Annotated in this window: 20 protein-coding genes; 19 read left to right on the forward strand and 1 reads right to left on the reverse strand. The window is 64.1% G+C overall.

Going from position 1 to position 20933, the window contains the following annotated elements:
• Nucleotides 1-1019 precede the first annotated feature (1019 nt).
• From DN412_RS35075 to DN412_RS35085, 3 genes are read left to right on the forward strand one after another with little or no spacing between them, the layout of a single operon-like run.
• Complete coding sequence (locus tag DN412_RS35075; RefSeq protein WP_115215769.1) at nt 1020-2072, forward strand: branched-chain amino acid ABC transporter permease; 1053 nt, start codon at nt 1020-1022, stop codon at nt 2070-2072.
• Between the two features lie 3 nt (nt 2073-2075).
• Complete coding sequence (locus tag DN412_RS35080; RefSeq protein ID WP_115215770.1) at nt 2076-3917, forward strand: branched-chain amino acid ABC transporter ATP-binding protein/permease; 1842 nt, start codon at nt 2076-2078, stop codon at nt 3915-3917.
• A gap of 17 nt (nt 3918-3934) precedes the next feature.
• Nucleotides 3935-4678, forward strand: coding sequence for an ABC transporter ATP-binding protein (locus DN412_RS35085; protein WP_115215771.1), 744 nt, complete (start codon nt 3935-3937; stop codon nt 4676-4678).
• 258 nt (nt 4679-4936) lie between these two features.
• Here DN412_RS35085 and DN412_RS35090 read toward each other — a convergent pair whose 3' ends face one another.
• Nucleotides 4937-5872, reverse strand: coding sequence for a LysR substrate-binding domain-containing protein (locus DN412_RS35090; protein ID WP_115215772.1), 936 nt, complete (start codon nt 5870-5872; stop codon nt 4937-4939).
• A 157-nt stretch (nt 5873-6029) separates the two neighbouring features.
• Here DN412_RS35090 and DN412_RS35095 point away from each other — a divergent pair, with 157 nt between their 5' ends.
• The 16 genes from DN412_RS35095 (at nt 6030) to DN412_RS35165 (ending at nt 20464) form a co-directional block, all read left to right on the forward strand.
• Entirely contained in the window at nt 6030-7025 is a 996-nt protein-coding gene (locus DN412_RS35095; RefSeq protein WP_035825589.1) for a tripartite tricarboxylate transporter substrate binding protein BugE, read from the forward strand.
• Between the two features lie 3 nt (nt 7026-7028).
• Nucleotides 7029-7901 (forward strand): N-formylglutamate amidohydrolase, encoded by an 873-nt coding sequence (locus DN412_RS35100; RefSeq protein ID WP_115215773.1) that lies wholly within the window; start codon nt 7029-7031, stop codon nt 7899-7901.
• A gap of 167 nt (nt 7902-8068) precedes the next feature.
• Nucleotides 8069-10027, forward strand: coding sequence for a tRNA uridine-5-carboxymethylaminomethyl(34) synthesis enzyme MnmG (gene mnmG, locus DN412_RS35105; protein ID WP_115215774.1), 1959 nt, complete (start codon nt 8069-8071; stop codon nt 10025-10027).
• Nucleotides 10028-10048: 21 nt separating this feature from the next.
• Complete coding sequence (gene rsmG / locus DN412_RS35110) at nt 10049-10750, forward strand: 16S rRNA (guanine(527)-N(7))-methyltransferase RsmG (protein WP_208647717.1); 702 nt, start codon at nt 10049-10051, stop codon at nt 10748-10750.
• Between the two features lie 84 nt (nt 10751-10834).
• On the forward strand, nt 10835-11608 hold the full coding sequence (locus tag DN412_RS35115; protein WP_078198287.1) for a ParA family protein: 774 nt from the start codon (nt 10835-10837) through the stop codon (nt 11606-11608).
• Nucleotides 11609-11622: 14 nt separating this feature from the next.
• Nucleotides 11623-12525, forward strand: a complete 903-nt coding sequence (locus DN412_RS35120; protein WP_078198286.1) for a ParB/RepB/Spo0J family partition protein — start codon at nt 11623-11625, stop codon at nt 12523-12525.
• A gap of 75 nt (nt 12526-12600) precedes the next feature.
• Nucleotides 12601-12807, forward strand: a complete 207-nt coding sequence (locus tag DN412_RS43175; RefSeq protein ID WP_133303124.1) for a hypothetical protein — start codon at nt 12601-12603, stop codon at nt 12805-12807.
• A gap of 70 nt (nt 12808-12877) precedes the next feature.
• On the forward strand, nt 12878-13384 hold the full coding sequence (locus tag DN412_RS35125; protein WP_078198285.1) for an ATP synthase subunit I: 507 nt from the start codon (nt 12878-12880) through the stop codon (nt 13382-13384).
• A 244-nt stretch (nt 13385-13628) separates the two neighbouring features.
• Nucleotides 13629-14495 carry a F0F1 ATP synthase subunit A gene (gene atpB, locus DN412_RS35130; RefSeq protein WP_078198659.1) on the forward strand — a complete coding sequence of 289 codons (867 nt, stop codon included), beginning with the start codon at nt 13629-13631 and terminating at the stop codon, nt 14493-14495.
• A gap of 61 nt (nt 14496-14556) precedes the next feature.
• Nucleotides 14557-14823, forward strand: a complete 267-nt coding sequence (gene atpE / locus DN412_RS35135; RefSeq protein WP_013958389.1) for a F0F1 ATP synthase subunit C — start codon at nt 14557-14559, stop codon at nt 14821-14823.
• Between the two features lie 98 nt (nt 14824-14921).
• Nucleotides 14922-15392, forward strand: coding sequence for a F0F1 ATP synthase subunit B (locus DN412_RS35140; protein WP_078198284.1), 471 nt, complete (start codon nt 14922-14924; stop codon nt 15390-15392).
• 2 nt (nt 15393-15394) lie between these two features.
• Nucleotides 15395-15937 (forward strand): F0F1 ATP synthase subunit delta, encoded by a 543-nt coding sequence (locus tag DN412_RS35145; RefSeq protein ID WP_115215776.1) that lies wholly within the window; start codon nt 15395-15397, stop codon nt 15935-15937.
• Nucleotides 15938-15976: 39 nt separating this feature from the next.
• Complete coding sequence (atpA, locus tag DN412_RS35150; protein ID WP_115215777.1) at nt 15977-17518, forward strand: F0F1 ATP synthase subunit alpha; 1542 nt, start codon at nt 15977-15979, stop codon at nt 17516-17518.
• Nucleotides 17519-17592: 74 nt separating this feature from the next.
• Nucleotides 17593-18468, forward strand: a complete 876-nt coding sequence (gene atpG / locus DN412_RS35155) for a F0F1 ATP synthase subunit gamma (protein ID WP_114131724.1) — start codon at nt 17593-17595, stop codon at nt 18466-18468.
• Between the two features lie 33 nt (nt 18469-18501).
• Nucleotides 18502-19905, forward strand: coding sequence for a F0F1 ATP synthase subunit beta (atpD, locus tag DN412_RS35160; RefSeq protein ID WP_013958384.1), 1404 nt, complete (start codon nt 18502-18504; stop codon nt 19903-19905).
• 142 nt (nt 19906-20047) lie between these two features.
• On the forward strand, nt 20048-20464 hold the full coding sequence (locus tag DN412_RS35165) for a F0F1 ATP synthase subunit epsilon (RefSeq protein ID WP_114131723.1): 417 nt from the start codon (nt 20048-20050) through the stop codon (nt 20462-20464).
• Nucleotides 20465-20933 lie beyond the last annotated feature (469 nt).

Genomic DNA, 20933 nt, shown 5'->3' on the forward strand with positions numbered 1-20933 from the left:
TCGCGAAGGAAAGTAATAATGGCTTGCAAGGAAAAGACGTATCGACCCGACATGCCTACCTGAACTCCAATACTGAAGGGGGTTGACATCCTTGCCCTCATAGAAGGTCGGGTTCGATGTTGTTGTAGGTTTAAGCGCCTGGTTCCGCCCTGCTGGGCGGGTTACTTTTTGTCCGAGCGACAAAAAGTAACCAAAAAACGCGTCGCCTCTGGCGGCTGGCCACCAATTTGGTGGTGGGGGTGGTTCGAGCGGCGGTGCTTGCCGTTCGATGTGGTAGGTGGTTCGACCCTGCTACGCACCCTGTCCGGTGCCTACGTCGACGGACTATTGGACGAACCCGACTTTAGGCTATTGGCAGCCTGCTAAACACGTTATCGGTGGGACGCCTACGGCTGCGCTGCGCGCACTCAGTATCGTANTGTCGGGATGCCGGGCCACAAGCGCAGATCCGGACGTGGTCCGCAGCTCTGCCACGTTAGGGCCCGCGCGAAGCGCAGCCGAAGGCGTCCGACCGACGCGGTGCTTAGCAGGCTGCCAACCGCCTAAAGTCGGGTTCGTCCAATAGTCCGCTGATGTGGGCACAGACAGGGTGCGTAGCAGGGTCGAACGGCCAACCACGCAAAACGGCAAGCACCGCCGCTCGAACCACCCCCGCCACCAAATTGGTGGCCAGCCGCCAGAGGCGACGCGTTTTTTGGTTACTTTTTGTCGCTCGGACAAAAAGTAACCCGCCCAGCAGGGCGGAACCAGGCGGTTAATCCTACGACAACATCGAACCCGACCGACATCCCCAAGCCAACGAGCACGGAGCCCCGCCGGCCACGCCGGCGAAACAGCCCACGCCCGCCAAGCACAACAACCAACCGCATAGCGACAACCCAAAGAGCCCCCCCTCACTAGGGCTTGCCCTGTACTTCCACAATAGGCAATCCGTTTACTATTCCGTAATCCCATAGCACACAGCCACCCTGTCGGCCCCCCTATAAAGCAGGCAGGTATTTCCAAAAGACGGGGAGACAATGGACTTATCAATCGCCGCCATCCTGGCCCAGGACGGCATCACCTCTGGCGGGATCTACGCGCTGCTGGCACTGGCCCTGGTGCTGGTGTTCTCGGTGACCCGCGTCATCTTCATCCCGCAAGGGGAGTTCGTGGCCTACGGCGCGCTGACGCTGGCGGCAATGCAGGCCGGGCATGTGCCGCAGACCAGCTGGCTGCTGCTGGCGATGGGGGCGCTGACCTTCCTCTATGAAACCGTTACCGTCCTACGCAGCGCCGAGCTGCGGCGCACGCTGGGCCAGCGGCTGGCGGTGCTAGCCGGCAAGTACCTGGTGTTCCCGCTCGCGGTGCACTGGCTCGCGCAGCAGTACGGCGCGCAGCCGCTGCCGATGCTGGCGCAGATTGCGCTGACGCTGCTGATCATCATCCCGCTGGGGCCGATGCTGTACCGGCTGGCCTACCAGCCGCTGGCCGAAGCCAGCACGCTGGTGCTGCTGATCGTCTCGGTCGGCGTGCACTTTGCACTGGTGGGCCTGGGCCTGGTGATGTTCGGCGCGGAGGGCTCGCGTACCAATGCGTTCTCGGATGCGCGGTTTGAGGTGGGTGCGCTCAGCATCTCGGGCCAGAGCCTGTGGATCGTGGGCGTGTCGGCGCTGCTGATCGGCGCGCTGTACTTCTATTTCGAACGCACGCTGCAGGGCAAGGCGCTGCGCGCGACCGCGGTGAACCGGCTGGGTGCGCGCCTGGTCGGCATCGGCACCACGCAGGCGGGGCGCCTGTCGTTCACGCTGGCCGCGGCGATGGGCGCGCTGTGCGGCATCCTGATCGCGCCGCTGACCACGGTCTACTACGAGTCGGGTTTCCTGGTGGGCCTGAAGGGCTTTGTCGGCGCCATTGTCGGCGGGCTGGTGAGCTATCCGGTGGCGGCACTGGGTGCGCTGCTGGTAGGGCTGCTCGAATCCTATTCGTCCTTCTGGGCCAGCGCGTTCAAGGAGGTCATCGTCTTCACACTGATCATTCCGGTGCTGCTGTGGCGCTCGCTGACGAGCAAGCATGTCGAGGAGGAGGAATAAGCCATGACCATGCTGACCGACAAGCAGGCGGCTGTGGCCGGCGCCGAAGCCGGCAGCCGCGCGCGGCTGAATCGCAACCGGGTGCTGGTGCTGGCCTTCATCGTGGTGCTGGCACTGCTGCCGGTGCTGCCGACGCCGGAGTTCTGGATCACGCTGGGCAACTACATCGGCCTGTACAGCATCGTCGCAATCGGGCTGGTGCTGCTGACCGGGGTGGGCGGCATGACCTCGTTCGGGCAGGCCGCGTTCGTGGGGCTGGGTGCGTACAGCACCGCATACCTGACGACGCAGTTCGGGCTGTCGCCGTGGTTCGGGCTGATGGTGGGGCTGGTGATCACGATGGCATCGGCCTATGTGATCGGGCTGATCACCATGCGCATGTCCGGGCACTACCTGCCGCTGGCGACGATTGCCTGGGGCCTGTCGCTGTTCTTCCTGTTCGGCAACCTGGAGTTCCTGGGCAAGTATGACGGCCTGAACGGCATCCCGGTGCTGTCGTTCTTCGGCATCGAGCTGCAGTCGGGGCGCTCGATGTTCTACCTGATCTGGGCGGTGGTGCTGCTGGCGGTGCTGGCGATGCAGAACCTGCTGAACTCGCGCCCGGGCCGCGCCATCCGCGCGCTCAAGGGCGGCGGCGTGATGGCCGAGGCCATGGGTGTGAACACCGCGTGGATGAAGGTGGTGATCTTCGTGGTCGCGGCGATCCTGGCGTGCGTGTCGGGCTTTTTGTACGCGCACCTGCAGCGCGCGGTGAACCCGACGCCGTTCGGCCTGAACTACGGCATCGAGTACCTGTTCATGGCCGTGGTCGGCGGCGTGGGCCATGTGTGGGGCGCGGTGCTTGGCGCGGGGATCCTGACCATCCTGAAGGATGTGCTGCAGGGCGTGCTGCCCAGGCTGCTGGGTGCCAACGGCAACTTCGAGATCATTGTCTTCGGCGTGCTGCTGGTGCTGCTGCTGCAATACGCGCGCGACGGCATCTGGCCGTTCCTGCGGCGTCTCGTGCCTTCGGGCCCGCCTGTCCTGGCACCCACACAGGCCGAGGCACTGGCCGTGCGCCAGAAGCCCGAGGCCGGCGAGCTGATCCTGGATGTGCGCGCGGCGCGCAAGGAGTTCGGCGGGCTGGTCGCGGTCAACGATGTCACTTTCCAGGTGCGCGCGGGCGAGATCATCGGCCTGATCGGTCCCAACGGTGCTGGCAAGTCCACCACCTTCAACCTGGTGACGGGCGTGCTGCCGGTCACGCGCGGGGAAGTGCGCTACCGCGGCGAGGTGATCTCGGGCCTGCCGTCGCGTGAGATCGTCAAGCGCGGCATCGGCCGCACCTTCCAGCACGTGCACCTGCTGCCGACCATGACGGTGCTGGAGAACGTGGCCATCGGCGCGCACCTGCGCGGCGATTTCCGCGCCCAGGGCGGCGTCTCGGCGGCGATCCTGCGCATGAACAAGGCCGAGGAAGAGAAGCTGCTGTTCGAAGCGAAGCGCCAGCTTGAACGCGTGGGCCTGGCCGACTGCATGTACATGGAAGCTGGCAGCCTCGCGCTGGGCCAGCAGCGCATCCTGGAAATCGCGCGCGCGCTGTGCTGCGACCCGGCGCTGCTGCTGCTCGACGAGCCCGCCGCGGGCCTGCGCTACAAGGAGAAGCAGGCGCTGGCTGAACTGCTGCGCAAGCTCAAGGGCGAGGGCATGAGCGTGCTGCTGGTCGAGCACGACATGGACTTCGTGATGAACCTGACCGACCGGCTGGTGGTGATGGAATTCGGCACGCGCATCGCCGAGGGCGTGCCCGAGGAAGTGCAGAAAAACCCCGCAGTGCTGGAAGCCTACCTCGGTGGCGTGGAATAGCGGACAGAGGACCCGACATGAGCCTGATTCTCGAAGTGAAGGACCTCCACGTCCGCTACGGCAAGGTGGAAGCGGTGCACGGCGCCAACCTGAAGGTGGAGGCCGGCAGGATCGTCACGGTGATCGGCCCCAACGGCGCCGGCAAGTCGACCATGCTCAATGCGATCATGGGCGCGCTGCCGGTGACGGGATCGTCGACCGGCGCGGTCAGCTACCTTGGCCACGACATGGCCGGCATCCCGGTGGAGGGCCGTGTCGCGCGCGGCATGTGCCTGGTGCCGGAGAAGCGCGAGCTGTTTGCGACGATGACGGTGGAGGACAACCTGCAGCTTGGCGCCTTCCGCCGCAAGCGCGCCGGCGAGAAGAACTACCTGGACCAGATGGACGTGGTCTATGACCTGTTCCCGCGCCTGCGCGAGCGCGCCCGCCAGGACGCCGGCACGCTCTCCGGCGGCGAGCGCCAGATGCTGGCGGTGGGCCGCGCGCTGATGGCCAAGCCGCAGTTGCTGATGCTCGACGAACCCAGCCTTGGCCTGGCGCCGCTGATCGTGAAGGAGATCTTCCACATCGTCAGCAACCTGCGCCAGACCGGCGTGGCCACGCTGCTGATCGAGCAGAACGCGCGCGCCGCGCTGCAGGTGGCGGACTACGGCTATGTGATCGAGACCGGGGACATGGCGATGGAAGGGCCCGCGGATGAGCTGGCGGCGAACCCGAAGGTGATTGAAACTTACCTTGGACTGGCAAAGAAAGCGGCATAAGCCGCCTGGTTTTCGCCAGAGGAATGAGGGCCTGCAGATGCAGGCCCTTTTCTATTGGTGGTGTGAATAACTTTGGGGATAACCCAATTTGGAGGGGCTTCGGCACGATGCCGCGGCCGGCGCGCTGATGTAGGTACGAGGATATCTATTGGATGAATTCTGCGCGTTAAATCTGCGAGATAACATCCATACGGCTGATTGTCTTGGAAATATTATTCTCGCACCGGATGAATTGCTGCAAAATCGTGATGACATAAGTCATACGGTGAATAAAGTGTTGGTGTCGCTGCCTGTATCCTTCGCTGCGGTCTCCAGCAGCCAATCCCGGAAGCAGTTCAGCGCCGGATGATCACGCCGTTCCTTCGGCGCACACAGAAAATAGCCGCGTTGCAGCGAAATTGGCAGGTCAAACGGCGCCGTGACGCGTCCGGCGGCAATTTCGTCGCGCACCAGGCAGCGCTGCAGCACCGCTATGCCGATGTCGGCCCGCACTGCCTGGATCAGGATCGAAACCTGGTCGAACGCTGTGGATAACCTTGGCGCAGCGTTGGGTACGCCGGCGGCTTGCAGCCAGTTTTGCCAGTTCGCCGGTGCGGTGGTGTGGTAGAGCAGGGGCTCGTCCAGCAGTTCGGCGGGCGACTGCCAGCGGCCGGCCTCGCGGCGCGCGCGGGCGCGGTCCGGATGGCAGACCGGCACCATTTCACGTCCCACCACGTAGTCGACCTGCAGGCTCGGCCACTTGCTGGCTTCACCGGCCAGGATGGCGGCGTCCGGTGACGGGCCGGAGAGGTCCTCGTCGCGCTGGTACGGGACGAAGTCCAGCCGGATTTCCGGATGGCGGCGGTGGAAGTCCGGCAGGCGCGGCACCAGCCAGACGCTGGCCAGCGTGGGCACGATCGATAGTGTCAGGTGGTGCCGGCGGTCGCCGGCGCGCAAGGCGGCGCTGGCGTGCTCGATCGCGGCCAACGGCTCGGCCACGGCATCGAGCAATTGCTGGCCGGCATCGGTCAGCATCAGGCGGTGCGCATTGCGTTGCAGCAGCGGCTGGCCGAAGTGCGCTTCCAGCCGTGCAATGGCGCGGCTGACAGCACCTTGCGTCACGCACAGCTCGTCGGCTGCGCGCGTGAAGCTGCCCAGCCGTGCCGCGGCGGCAAAGGCGTGCAACTCGGACATCGATGGGGAATGCAGCCGCATGGCGGGGAGGGGCCGGGCCGGAGGGAAGTTAACTTCCGGAACGGTCGCCGCAAGAATGATCTTTGGTAATGCAAACGTGCAATATAGTCGTTTGTGCACAGCCGGTAAACGGCTGACACTCGCCCGGTTCATGCACAAAACCAACAGGAGAAACCCCATGATCCGAGCCCGGATATCCCGCCGCCAGCTGCTGCTGTCCGGCACCGCTGCCGCGGCCACGCTGGCCTTTGCCGGCAGCGCCTTCGCGCAAGGCAACTACCCGACGCGCCCGATCCGCCTGATCGTGCCGTTTGCGGCAGGCGGCTCCACTGACCTGTCGGCGCGCCTGGTGGCCGAGTTTGCTGGCCGCGAGCTGGGCCAGACGATCGTGGTCGAGAACAAGGGTGGCGCCGGCGGCTCGGTGGGCATGGAGCAGGTGGCCAACGCCGCGCCGGATGGCTACACCATCGGCATGGCCACGGTCAGCACGCACGGCTCTAACCCCGCTGTATACCCGAAGCTCAAGTACGACCCGATCAAGGACTTTGCCCCGGTCACCAACGTGGTGTCGATGCCGAGCGTATTCACGGTCCACCCGAGCGTGCCGGCGAAGACCATGCAGGAATTCATTGCCCTGGCCAAGGCCAATCCGGGCAAGTATTCGGTTGCCTCGCCGGGCACAGGGACCCTCGGCCACGTAAACCTTGAGAACTTCCAGATGCTGGCGAAGATCGAGCTGCTGCATGTGCCGTACAAGGGCGCCGGCCTTGGGCTCAATGATGCGGTGGCGGGGCAGGTCAATGCCATCTCGGACAACCTGGCTTCCGCGCTGCCTCACGTGAAGTCGGGCCGCCTGCGCGCGCTGGCGGTGCTTGGCGCCACGCGCTCGCCGCAGTTGCCAAACGTGCCCACCTATGCGGAACTGGGCTACAAGGAGATGGGCGACGGCGGTTGGTTCGGCATCGTCGCGCCCGCGGGCACGCCGCCCGCCATCGTGGCAAGGCTGAACCAGGCCATCCACAAGGCCATGCAGAACCCTGAATTCAAGCGCAAGGTGGAAGAGTCCGGCGGCACATTGGTGCCGACCACGCCGGAGCAGTTCAAGGCCCAGATCCAGCAGGCGATGGCGCGCTATGCCCGCGTCGCCAAGGCCGCCAACATCCAACTGGACTGACGCATGGCTGAAGCGAATCACCTGGCCGCCGCGCTGCCGCCGGTCATTGTGCGCCTGCCGGAAGGGGAGGTGCTACCGCTGGTGTGCGACTCGCCGCACAGCGGCACCGCCTACCCGGCCGACTTCGGCGCGGCGATCCCTGCCGCGCGCCTGCGCGGGGGCGAGGACACGCACGTCGATGCCCTGTGGGAGGCCGTGCCCGCAGCAGGCGGTACGCTGCTGGCGGCGACTTTCCCGCGCGTCTATATCGACCCGAACCGGATGGCCGACGATATCGATCCGGCCCAGCTCGACGGCGCCTGGCCGACAGCGCTGGCCCCAGGGCCGAAGACGCAACTGGGCTACGGCCTGATCTGGAGCCGGATCGATGCCAGCACGCCGATCTATGACCGGCGCCTGTCCGTGGCGGAAGTGCAGGGCCGTATCGACGGCTACTACCGGCCGTACCATGCGGCGCTGGCCGAGGCCGTGGAGGGCGCCTACCAGCGCTTTGGCGCGCTCTGGCACCTGAACCTGCACTCCATGCCCAACAACGCCTACGAGCGGCTCAAGATCGACAGTCCACACCCGCTGGCGGACTTCGTGCTGGGCGACCGGGACGGCGCCACCTGCGAGCCGGGGCTGGTCGACCTGGTCGAACGGGAGCTGCGCGGCATGGGCTACACGGTGGCGCGTAATGATCCGTACAAGGGCGTGCAGCTGATCGCCCAGATCGGGCGGCCAGCCGAGCGACGCAACAGCCTGCAGATCGAGATCCGTCGGCCGCTGTATATGGATGAGGTGACGCGGGAGCGGAATGCCGGGTTCGCCACGCTGCAGTGCGACCTTGGCAAGCTGACAGAGAAGGTGGCGGGTTATATCCGCTCGCAACTCTGAGGCGCTTGTTTCACGTGGAACATAACGTCGCTTTCGAGCGACTCGCCGGGTATCGTCAACGCCATGTTTCACGTGAAACATGGTGTTGGCCGGAAAGCGGCTAGTCGAATGCCGCTATAATTTCGCATTCCCGTACTTTCCCGCCAGCCTCCCGGAGGAGGTGTCCCATGCTTTACCCAAAAGAATTCGATGTCATCGTCGTCGGCGGTGGCCATGCCGGCACTGAAGCTGCACTCGCCGCGGCCCGTATGGGCTGCCAGACGCTGCTGCTGACTCACAACATCGAGACACTGGGCCAGATGAGCTGCAACCCGTCCATCGGGGGCATCGGCAAGGGGCACCTGGTCAAGGAAGTGGACGCGATGGGTGGTGCCATGGCGGCTGCCACGGACGAAGCCGGCATCCAGTTCCGCATCCTGAACTCCAGCAAGGGCCCGGCAGTGCGCGCCACGCGCGCCCAGGCGGACCGGGTGCTGTACCGCAAGGCGATCCGCACGCGGCTGGAGAACCAGCCGAACCTGATGTTGTTCCAGCAGGCCGTGGACGACCTGATGGTGGAGGGCGATCGCGTCGTCGGCGCCATGACCCAGGTCGGCATCGCCTTCCGCGCCCGCGCGGTCGTGCTGACGGCTGGCACTTTCCTGGACGGCAAGATCCACGTGGGGCTGGATAACTACACTGGCGGCCGCGCCGGGGACCCGGCAGCGGTGTCGCTGTCGGCGCGCCTGAAGGACCTGAAGCTACCGCAAGGGCGCCTGAAGACCGGCACGCCGCCGCGTATTGACGGCCGTACCATCGACTTCTCGGTGATGGAGGAGCAGCCTGGTGACCTGGATCCGGTGCCCGTGTTCTCCTTCCTGGGCCACCCGGAGCAACACCCGCAGCAGCTGCCGTGCTGGATCACCCATACCAACAGCCGTACCCACGACATCATCCGTGGCGGGCTGGACCGGTCGCCGATGTACACCGGCGTGATCGAAGGGGTAGGGCCGCGCTACTGCCCCAGCATCGAGGACAAGATCCATCGCTTTGCCAGCAAGGAAAGCCATCAGATCTTCCTGGAACCCGAAGGCCTGACTACCAACGAGTTCTATCCCAATGGGATTTCGACCAGCCTGCCGTTCGACGTGCAGCTGGAGCTGGTGCACTCGATCCGCGGCATGGAGAACGCGCATATCCTGCGTCCCGGCTATGCGATCGAGTACGACTACTTCGATCCGCGTGGGCTGAAGGCATCCCTGGAAAGCAAGGCCATCCGCGGCCTGTTCTTCGCGGGGCAGATCAACGGCACCACCGGCTATGAAGAAGCCGCCGCGCAGGGTCTGCTGGCCGGCATCAACGCAGGCTGCTACGTGCGCGAGCGCGATGCGTGGACGCCGCGCCGCGACCAGGCCTACCTGGGCGTGCTGGTCGATGACCTGATCACGCGCGGCGTGACCGAGCCGTACCGTATGTTCACCAGCCGCGCGGAATTCCGCCTGAGCCTGCGGGAAGACAACGCCGATATGCGCCTGACCGAGGTCGGCCGCGAACTGGGCGTGGTCGATGACGCGCGCTGGGATGCTTTCAATCGCAAGCGCGACGCTGTTTCACGTGAAACAGAGCGCCTGAAGAGCACGTGGGTGAACCCGGCCATGCTGCCGGCCGAAGAGGCCGTACCGCTGCTAGGCAAGCCGATCGAGCGCGAGTACAGCCTGGCCGACTTGCTGCGCCGGCCGGAAGTCCGCTACGAAGCACTGATGGCACTGCAGGGCGGCCGCCATGCACCGGAAGCGCCGCTGGATGCGGAGCCGATGCTGGCGGAACAGATCCGCGAGCAGATCGAGATCGGCATCAAGTACCACGGCTATATCGCCCGCCAGGCAGCCGAGGTCGACAAGCTGGAAGCCAACGAGGCGACGCGCCTGCCGGAAGGGTTGGACTACACCGAAGTGCGTGGCCTGGGTTTCGAGGTCAGCCAGAAGCTGAACCAGCACCGTCCGGAAACGCTGGGCCAGGCCTCGCGCATCTCCGGCGTGACGCCGGCTGCGATCTCGCTGTTGCTGGTGCACCTGAAGAAGAAGGGGCTGGGGCGCACGCGCGCAGAGTCGGGCGCACCTTCCGCCAATTCAGAAGAGGCAGCCTGAGTGGCCGGTCCGCGACACACCATGATCGACGACGCCACCCAGCGCCGTCGCCTTGAAGCCGGTCTGGCAGAGATCGGGCTGGCGCTGGCGCCGGCCCAGATCGATACGTTGTTTGCCTACCTGGCGCTGCTGCGCAAGTGGAACGGCGTCTATAACCTGACCGCGATCCGTCATCCCGATGAAATGCTTACGCATCACATGCTGGATTCGCTTGCCGCAGTGCCGGCGCTGGCCGAAGCCGCCCGCGCCCCAGAGGTAGGCACGCCGGCGCGGGGCAGGGTGCTCGACGTGGGTTCGGGTGGCGGCATGCCGGGCCTGCCGCTGGCAATCGCGTGCCCCGAGGTGTCGGTGCTGATGGTGGACATCGTGCAGAAGAAGACCGCATTCCTGACCCAGTGCCGCGCGCAGCTCGGGCTGGCCAATGCCGCGGCGCACTGGGGACCGGTGGAAAAGCTCGACGACGCTGCCGGTTTTGCCGTGATCACCTCGCGCGCGTTTGCCGAGCTGACGGACTTCGTGAACCTGTCGGGCCAGCTGCTGGCGCCGCGCGGCAAGCTGATTGCCATGAAGGGTGTTTATCCTCAGGCCGAGCTGGATCGCATGGAAGCCGCCGGGCTGATGGCGCAATGGCAGGTCGATGCAGTGCCCCGCATCACCGTGCCCGGGCTGGATGCCGAGCGCCACCTGGTGGTGCTGTCGCGGCGCGCAAGCGCCCACGCATGATGTACGCCGCGGCGCTGTACCCAGCGCCGCGAACTGCCAGCCTCGCGCTGGCCGGATGAATTGAAGCAGGAGCCTCAGTAACTTATGGCCAAGGTATTCGTGATCGCCAACCAGAAGGGCGGGGTAGGCAAGACCACCACCACGGTGAACCTCGCCGCCGGCCTGGCCGCGCAGGATCAGCGCGTGCTGCTGGTCGACCTGGACCCGCAGGGCAATGCCTCGATGGGTTCGGGCATCGACAAGCAGGCGCTGGAGCACAGCGTGTACCAGGTGCTGGTCGGCCTGGCCAGCATCACGCAGGCGCGCCAGCGCTCCGAGACCGGCAGGTACGACGTGCTGCCCGCTAACCGGGAACTGGCCGGCGCCGAAGTGGAGCTGGTCGAACTGGATCAGCGCGAGCGCCGGCTGCGCCAGGCCATCGCAGAGGTCGATGGCGAGTATGACTTCGTGCTGATCGACTGCCCGCCGTCGCTGTCGCTGCTGACGCTGAACGGGCTGTGCGCGGCGCATGGCGTGATCGTGCCGATGCAGTGCGAGTACTTTGCGCTGGAGGGGCTGTCGGACCTGGTCAACACCATCAAGCAGGTGCACGCCAACCTGAACCGCGACCTGCAGGTGATCGGCCTGCTGCGCGTCATGTTTGATCCGCGCGTGACGCTGCAGCAGCAGGTCTCGGCGCAACTCGAATCGCACTTCGGCGAGAAGGTCTTCAAGACCCTGATCCCGCGCAATGTGCGGCTGGCCGAGGCACCGTCCTATGGCATGCCGGGCGTGGCGTTCGATCCGTCGTCGAAGGGCGCCAAGGCGTACCTGGACTTCGGCGCCGAGATGATCGCGCGGGTCCGGCAGCTGGGCTGAAGGAGAGGGCAAGCATGAGCACTGCAAAGAAGAAGGGCCTCGGCCGCGGCCTTGAAGCGCTGTTGGGCGGGCCGGCTGAAATCGTTGAATCGGCGAAGCAGGAGGGCGCGCCTACGGTGCTGCACCTGCACCAGTTGCAGCCGGGCAAGTACCAGCCGCGCACGCGCATGGATGAAGGCGCGCTGCAGGAGCTGGCCGCCAGCATCCGCGCACAGGGCCTGATGCAGCCGATCCTGGTGCGCCGCGTGGCCGAGCCCGACCGCTACGAGATCATCGCGGGCGAGCGGCGCTTCCGCGCCTCCAGGCTGGCCGGCCTGGACAAGGTGCCGGTGCTGGTGAAGGACGTGGCCGACGAAGCCGCGGCCGCGATGGCGCTGATCGAGAATATCCAGCGCGAAGACCTGAACCCGCTGGAAGAAGCGCAGGGCATCATGCGCCTGATCCGCGAGTTCAGTTTCACGCACGAGCAGGCGGCCGAGTCGGTCGGACGCTCGCGCAGCGCGGTGTCGAACCTGCTGCGCCTGCTGAACCTGGCCGCGCCGGTGCAGACCATGCTGATGGCGGGCGACCTCGATATGGGCCACGCGCGCGCGTTGCTGGCGGTCGACGGTGCCAACCAGATCACATTGGCCAACCAGATCATCAACAAGCGGCTGTCGGTGCGCGAGACCGAGAAGCTGGTGGCATCGACGCTCAAGCCGTTCGACCTGAAGTCGCTCAAGCAGAAGGGTGTCAATAACGTGCGCGATGTGGCGCGGCTGGAAGAAGAGCTGTCGGATGCGCTGGGCCTGGCGGTACAGATCAGGCTGGGCGCGCGCGGCAAGGGCCAGCTCACCATTCACTTCAGCAACAACGATGCGCTCGAAGGCGTGCTTGCGCGCCTGCGCGAACCCACCGAAGGGCAGAAGGTCGCCTGAGGCAGTGGGCGAGGGCGCACGCGAAGTCGCGCGCAATTTGGTGCGATTAACGGTCGTTGTGGCGATGACTGTTGCGTGTACGCTGCACTGGCCATTCCAATTGCCGGTCTACGCATTGCGTGCCCGGTAATCCCTCATCATGCGCAGGGTTCGCTGCGCAATCCAATTACGTCAAACATCATTGCTGCGCAATTTTTGCACGGCCATCATGCAATCGTGATGGCAACCGTTGTGCGCAACACGCTGCAAGGCAAATGTAAGCAGATTGACGTGAATCAGTAGTTCCCCTTAAAATCGTGCGGTTTGAATTCTGGTCGGGCCGAAAAGTTCCGGCCCGGAATAAGGCAGGCAGGTGGTGGTTCGAGACCGTCAGCAACGAGGCGCCGGCTCCCGTCAGGAAGATGACTGGGACGACTGGAAAGAAGGCGCAGACCGTGAGGAAGAAGCTGTCGATCCGCTGTCGCACGCCGAGGCGGTAACGCTGTTTGGCGAGCGCGCATTGCGCCCTTCGCGCATGACCCCGGGCAAGGTTGTCCTGGCGCAGGTGTTGGTTTCCCTGCTGTCGGCACTGTGCTGGGCGCTGTTTGCGAAAGAGCCGGCGCCGTTTGGGTGGTCGGCGCTGTTCGGCGGCATGGTGTGCTTCGTGCCGAGCGGATTGTTCGCGCTGCGCCTGTGGCTGGCGCGCGACCGCGCTTCGGTGGGCGGGCTGGTGCTGGGCGAGGCGATCAAGGTCTTTGCCACGGTAGCACTGCTGGTGCTGGTCGTGGTGCTGTACCGGGATCTGCGATGGGTGCCGATGCTGGTCACGTTCCTGCTCGCGCTCAAGACATATTGGGTGGTGGCCCTGCTGATGCGCTAGGCCAGCCGCTCGAAAACGGTGCTTCATCGGGAAGTGGGGCACCGAAACGGAATATCAAGAGTTTTCCGTGACGGTTTCACAGCGGCTTTCATCGCAGTGACACCGCGCACGGCCAAGGTTGGACCCCGCTTGCATTGCGGTAACCGGCGAATCCGCCGAAGGCAATGCAAGACGCGTACCGGGCGTTTGCCAGACAGTGGCGGCGCGCGGCCTGAAGATTTCGCAATATACCGTTCGTATCGACATGTCTGATGCTACCCAAGGCGCCGAACACGCGCTGACACCCTCCGGCTATATCGCCGAACACTTGCAGAACTTGAACTCGGTCGGCGGCAAGCAAGCGTCGGTGGTCGATTTCTCCGTGCTCAACTACGACACGGTGTTCTGGTCCGTGCTGTGCGGCGCCATCGCCGTGCTGTTCCTGTACGCCGCGGCGCGCCGCGTCACCCCCGGCGTGCCGGGCCGCTTCCAGGCTTTCGTCGAAATGGTCGTCGAGATGGTCGACGACCAGGCCAAGGGAATCATTCACGGCGACCGCTCGTGGATTGCGCCGCTGGCGCTGATGGTGTTCTGCTGGATCACCATGATGAACGCGATCGACCTGATTCCGGTCGACTGGGTCACCGGCCTGAACAGCCTGCTGGGCGTCTTCCACCTGCACCTTCCCCACCACCGCGCAGTGGCCACGGCCGACCTGAACGGCACGCTGGGCATGTCCTGCTCGGTGCTGGTGCTGATGATCTACTACAGCTTCAAGATCAAGGGCACGGGCGGCTTCATGCACGAGCTGTTCTCGGCCCCGTTCGGCGCCAAGTGGTACCTGGCCCCGTTCAACCTGATCCTGAACCTGATCGAATTCCTGGCCAAGGCCGTTTCGCTCGGCATGCGGTTGTTCGGCAACATGTACGCCGGCGAACTCGTGTTCCTGCTGATCGCGCTGCTGGGTTCCATCTGGACGTTCGGCGCCGACCTGTCCGCGCTGGGCTTTGTCGGCCACGTGCTGGCCGGCACGGTGTGGGCGATCTTCCACATCCTGATCGTCCTGCTCCAGGCCTTCATTTTCATGATGCTGACGCTGGTGTACATCGGCCAGGCTCACGATCACCACTGATTTTCGGTTTTTGGTTTTTTGGTTTTTTGGTTCTAAGTCTCTCTAAATTAAAGGAGTCATCATGCAAGCATTTCTCGCCAACATCCAGGGTCTGACCGCCATCGGTATCGGCATCATCATCGGCCTGGGCGCTATCGGCGCCTGCCTGGGTATCGCCCTGATGGGTGGCAAGTACATCGAAGCCTGCGCACGTCAGCCTGAGCTGATGAACCCGCTGCAAACCAAGATGTTCCTGCTGGCTGGCCTGATCGACGCTGCATTCCTGATCGGTGTGGGTGTTGCAATGCTGTTCGCCTTCGCCAACCCGCTGCTGGCTGTCATCAAGTAATTCTTTTCGGTCTGCATGATGCTGACGGGCGGCGCGGGCCACTAGCCTGGCCGCCCTTGCGCATTTATCTGTAGTTTGATTACCGAAAGGAACACACCATGAATCTGAACGCAACGTTTTTTGCGCAGATGGTCGTGTTCTTCATCCTGTGGTGGGTTGTTGCCAAATTCATTTGGCCGCCGCTGGTGAAGGCGCTCGACGAACGCGCAATGAAGATCGCCGATGGCCTCGCCGCTGCCGAGAAGGGCAAGGCCGAGCTCGAACTCGCCAACAAGCGTGTGGACCAGGCTATGGCCGAAGCCCGCACCGAGGGTGCTCAACGCGTCGCTGACGCCGAGAAGCGCGCCCAGCTGACGGCAGACGAGATCAAGCAGAACGCCCAGGCAGAAGCCGCACGCATCATTGCCCAGGCCAAGGCCGAAGCAGAGCAGCAGGTTACCCGTGCACGCGAAACGCTGCGTGACCAGGTTGCCGTGCTGGCCGTCAAGGGTGCCGAGCAGATCCTCAAGCGTGAAGTGAACGCGCAGGTCCACTCCGACCTGCTCAATCAACTCAAGGCTGAGCTCTAAACATGGCTGAAACCGCAACCATTGCCCGCCCCTACGCTGAGGCGCTGTTCCGCGTCGCCAGTGAATCGAGCGCAGGCAATCTGGGTGCATGGTCCGAGCTGGTGTCGGAGATGGGGCAGGTTGCTGCCAATCCCGACATGAAGGCGGTCGCCGGCGATCCGAACGTTCCCGGCGAGAAGCTGGCCGAACTGTTCCTGTCGGTGCTGAAGTCCCCGCTGAATGACGAGGCTCGCCGCTTCGTCAAGCTGCTGGTGGATAACGGTCGCCTGACGGTGATGCCGGAAATCGCCGAGCAGTTCCATGTGCTCAAGAACGCCCGCGAAGGGTCGTCCGACGTCGAGATCACCAGCGCATTCCCGCTGGAAGATGGGCAGCTGAACGACCTGGTCGCCGCACTCGAACGCAAGTTCGGCCGCAAGCTGTACGCGCAGGTGGCGGTGGACCCGTCCCTGATCGGCGGCGTCTGCGTCAAGGTTGGCGACGAAGTGCTCGACACCTCCGTGCGCGCGCGCCTGGCAGCCATGCAAGTGGCGCTGACCGCCTGAACGCACCGGCCGACGGATTGAAGAATTAGGAGCATTGTGATGCAACTGAACCCCTCAGAAATCAGCGAGCTGATCAAGACCCGCATCTCGGGCCTTGGCGCTGAAGCTGAAGTGCGCAATACCGGCACGGTGATCTCCGTGACCGATGGCATCTGCCGCGTGCACGGCCTGTCCGGCGTGATGCAGGGCGAGATGCTGGAATTCCCCGGCAACACCTTCGGCCTCGCGCTGAACCTCGAGCGCGACTCGGTCGGCGCCGTGGTGCTGGGTGACTACGAACACATTTCCGAAGGCGACACGGTCAAGTGCACCGGCCGCATTCTGGAAGTGCCGGTCGGCAAGGAACTGCTGGGCCGCGTGGTGAACACGCTGGGCCAGCCGATCGACGGCAAGGGCCCGATCAACGCCAAGGAAACGGACGTGATCGAGAAGGTCGCCCCGGGCGTGATCGCGCGTCAGTCGGTGAGCCAGCCGGTGCAGACCGGCCTGAAGTCGATCGACTCGATGGTGCCGATCGGCCGTGGCCAGCGTGAGCTGATCATTGGCGACCGCCAGACCGGCAAGACCGCCGTGGCTGTCGACGCGATCATCAACCAGAAGGGCAAGGGCATGTACTGCGTGTACGTCGCCATTGGCCAGAAGGCTTCGACGATCGCCAACGTGGTGCGCAAGCTGGAAGAGCACGGCGCGATGGAATACACCGTCGTCGTGGCCGCCGCCGCTTCGGACTCGGCCGCCATGCAGTACCTGGCTGCCTACGCCGGCTGCACCATGGGCGAGTACTTCCGCGATCGCGGCGAAGACGCGCTGATCGTCTATGACGACCTGACCAAGCAAGCCTGGGCCTACCGCCAGGTGTCGCTGCTGCTGCGCCGCCCGCCGGGCCGTGAAGCGTACCCCGGCGACGTGTTCTACCTGCACTCGCGCCTGCTGGAGCGTGCTGCCCGCGTGAACGCCGAGTACGTCGAGAAGTTCACCAACGGCGCCGTCAAGGGCAAGACCGGTTCGCTGACCGCGCTGCCGGTGATCGAAACGCAGGCCGGCGACGTGTCCGCGTTCGTGCCGACCAACGTGATTTCGATTACCGACGGCCAGATCTTCCTGGAAACCGACCTGTTCAACGCCGGTGTCCGTCCCGCCATCAATGCCGGTATTTCGGTGTCGCGCGTGGGTGGTGCTGCGCAGACCAAGGTGGTGAAGAACCTGGCCGGTGGTATCCGTACCGACCTCGCCCAGTACCGTGAACTGGCTGCTTTCGCGCAGTTCGCTTCGGACCTGGACGATGCCACCCGCAAGCAGCTGGAGCGCGGCCGCCGCGTGACCGAGTTGCTGAAGCAGGCGCAATACCAGCCGCAGCAGGTGTGGCAGCTGGCCGCGTCGCTGTTCGCCGCCAACAACGGCTTCCTCGACAACGTGGAAGTGAAGGACATTCTGCCGTTCGAGAAGGGCCTGCACGACCATCTGAAGACCAAGTACGCCGACCTCATCAACCGTATCGAAGAGACCAAGCAGCTCTCGAAGGAAGATGAACCCGCCCTGCGTGCCGCGATCGAGGATTTCAAGAAGTCCGCCGCGTTCTAACCGCGCAATTCTCCGATACCGCCGCCGCGCCTGGCTAACGCCGGCGCGGCGCTGGTTCGGACGGAGAGGAAAGTATGGCCGGAACGAAAGAGATTCGAACCAAGATTAAGAGCGTGCAGAACACGCGCAAGATCACCAAGGCGATGGAGATGGTCGCCGCATCCAAGATGCGCAAGGCGCAGGAACGGATGCGCAATGCCCGTCCCTATGCCGAGAAAGTGCGCAACATCGCGGCGCACCTGGCTTCGGCCAACCCCGAGTTCAAGCACCCGTTCATGCAGGAGCGCGAAGTCAAGCGCGTCGGCATGATCGTGGTCACGACCGACAAGGGGCTGTGCGGCGGTCTGAACACGAACGTGCTGCGTGCCGTGACCAACGAGCTGAAGAGCCTGCAGGGTCGCGGCGTGGATGTGCAAGCCACCGCCATCGGCGGCAAGGGCATGCAGTTCCTGAGCCGCATCGGCGCCAAGGTGGCCTCGAATGTGGTGCAGCTCGGCGACACCCCGCACCTGGAAAAGCTGATCGGCGCGATCAAGGTCCAGCTCGACGCATTCACCAATGGTGAAGTCGATGCGGTGTACATCGCGTACACCAAGTTCATCAACACGATGAAGCAGGAACCGATGGTTGAGCAACTGCTGCCGCTCGCCGCCGACAAGCTGTCGCAGACGGAAGAAGAGAAGCGCGCCTACTCGTGGGACTACATCTACGAGCCTGACGCGCAGACCGTGGTGGAAGAGCTGTTGGTTCGCTACGTCGAGGCGCTGGTGTACCAGGCCGTGGCCGAGAACATGGCGTCCGAACAGTCGGCGCGCATGGTGGCTATGAAGGCGGCATCCGACAATGCCAAGAACGTGATCGGCGAACTGCAGCTGGACTACAACAAGACCCGGCAGGCAGCGATCACCAAGGAATTGTCAGAGATCGTCAGCGGTGCGGCAGCGGTCTGAGGCGTTAAGAATTCAAGCTATCGGAGATACGAAATGAGTATCGGAAATATTGTGCAGTGCATCGGCGCCGTGGTGGACATCGAGTTCCCGCGCGACGCGATGCCGAAGGTGTACGACGCGCTGGTGCTGGAAGACAGCGGCGAAACGTCGTTCGCCGAAAAGGGCCTGACGTTCGAAGTCCAGCAGCAGCTGGGTGACGGCGTGGTCCGTACCATTGCCCTCGGTTCGTCGGACGGCCTGCGCCGCGGCATGCCGGTGAAGAGCACCGGCGCGCCGATCTCGGTGCCGGTGGGTCAAGGCACGCTGGGCCGCATTATGGATGTCCTGGGTCGCCCCATCGACGAAGCTGGCCCGATCGCTTCCGACGAGCGGCGCGCGATTCACCAGAAGGCGCCGAAGTTCGACGAACTGTCGCCTTCCACCGACCTGCTCGAAACCGGCATCAAGGTGATCGACCTGATTTGCCCGTTCGCCAAGGGCGGCAAGGTGGGTCTGTTTGGTGGCGCAGGCGTGGGCAAGACCGTCAACATGATGGAGCTCATCAACAACATCGCCAAGCAGCACAGCGGTCTGTCGGTGTTCGCCGGCGTGGGCGAGCGTACCCGTGAAGGGAACGACTTCTACCACGAAATGAAGGACTCGAACGTGCTCGACAAGGTGGCCATGGTGTTCGGCCAGATGAACGAGCCGCCGGGCAACCGTCTGCGCGTGGCACTTTCCGGCCTGACCATGGCCGAGAAGTTCCGCGACGAGGGCCGTGACATCCTGTTCTTCGTCGACAACATCTACCGCTACACGCTGGCTGGTACCGAAGTGTCGGCACTGCTGGGCCGTATGCCTTCCGCCGTGGGCTACCAGCCGACGCTGGCAGAAGAAATGGGCAAGCTGCAGGAGCGTATTACGTCGACCAAGACTGGCTCGATTACGTCGATCCAGGCCGTCTACGTGCCTGCGGATGACTTGACCGACCCGTCGCCGGCTACCACCTTCCTGCACCTGGACTCGACCCTGGTGCTGTCGCGTGACATTGCCGCTCTCGGTATCTACCCCGCAGTGGACCCGCTCGACTCGACCTCGCGTCAGATGGACCCGCAAGTGGTTGGCCAGGAGCACTACAACGTTGCGCGCGCAGTACAGCAGACCCTGCAGCGCTACAAGGAACTGCGCGACATCATCGCGATTCTGGGCATGGACGAGCTGTCGCCGGAAGACAAGATGGCCGTGAACCGCGCTCGTAAGATCCAGCGTTTCCTGTCGCAGCCGTTCCACGTGGCCGAAGTGTTCACGGGTTCGCCGGGCAAGTACGTGCCGCTGAAGGAAACCATCCGTGGTTTCAAGATGCTGGTGGATGGCGAGTGCGATCACCTGCCCGAGCAGGCGTTCTACATGGTCGGCTCGATCGACGAAGCCTTCGAAAAGGCCAAGAAGCTCCAGTAAGCGGCGTCTTTCGCCTTCATGCGTCGTTGCGGCTGCCTTGCCGTAGTTAATCTACTGTCTGCGGCGGCCGCGCCTGGCACGAAGGCGAAATACTTGCTTCCCATATACGGGAAGCCAAAGCTTTCAGGAGAAAGGATCTGATATGGCAACCATTCTTGTAGACGTCGTCAGCGCGGAAACGTCGATCTTCTCCGGCCAGGCGAAGTTCGTGGCGCTGCCGGGCGAGTCGGGTGAGCTGGGCATCCTGCCGGGCCACACGCCGCTGATCACGCGCATCCAGCCGGGTGCGGTGCGCATCGAGAAGGAAGACGGCAGCGAAGAGTTCGTGTTCGTTGCCGGCGGCATTCTCGAAGTGCAGCCCAAGCACGTCACCGTGCTGGCCGACACCGCGATCCGCGGTGGCGACCTGGACGAAGCCAAGGCGCAGGAAGCCAAGCGCGCTGCCGAGGAGCTGATGCAGAACCAGAGCAGCGACCTCGACCTGGCCCGTGCCCAGAGCGAACTGGCCGTGGCCGCCGCGCAACTGGCAGCCATCGCCCGTCTGCGCCGGAAGAAGTAGGCATTGAGCAGGACTGTCGCATTGTTGTTTTTTCGATGCGACATTTAAAAAAAGGCAGCCGAGAGGCTGCCTTTTTTGTTGGCGTGGCGATATGCTTTTGTTGCGTCTGGACAAAAAAAAGCGCGCGGGCCGGGGAGGCTCCGCGCGGACGGGAAAATCCCTTCGAGGGGTCAATTCGAAGGAACGGGTTCGGTCCAGGTCGACAATCAAGGCGCAACGGATACCCAAATATCCGCCCACAGGCCGCAAAGGCCACGCGCTACAACGGTCTTACTGGTGCTCCGGTCCAGCAGCTTTCTGCTGGATCGGAAAATCGGGTTACTGCCGGAAACGCTTGAAAAAGGCTTTCTTCACCACACCCCATTTAGTCTGCATTGCCATTTTCACCGGGGTGTCACGCCCCTGGACAGCGGGTGTGTCAATGCATTGTGGGGGAAACTCCCCGGCATGGCAGTAACAAAATGTATCG

Origin of the sequence: Cupriavidus lacunae, from assembly GCF_003353055.1 — a bacterium.
Classification (GTDB): domain Bacteria; phylum Pseudomonadota; class Gammaproteobacteria; order Burkholderiales; family Burkholderiaceae; genus Cupriavidus; species Cupriavidus lacunae.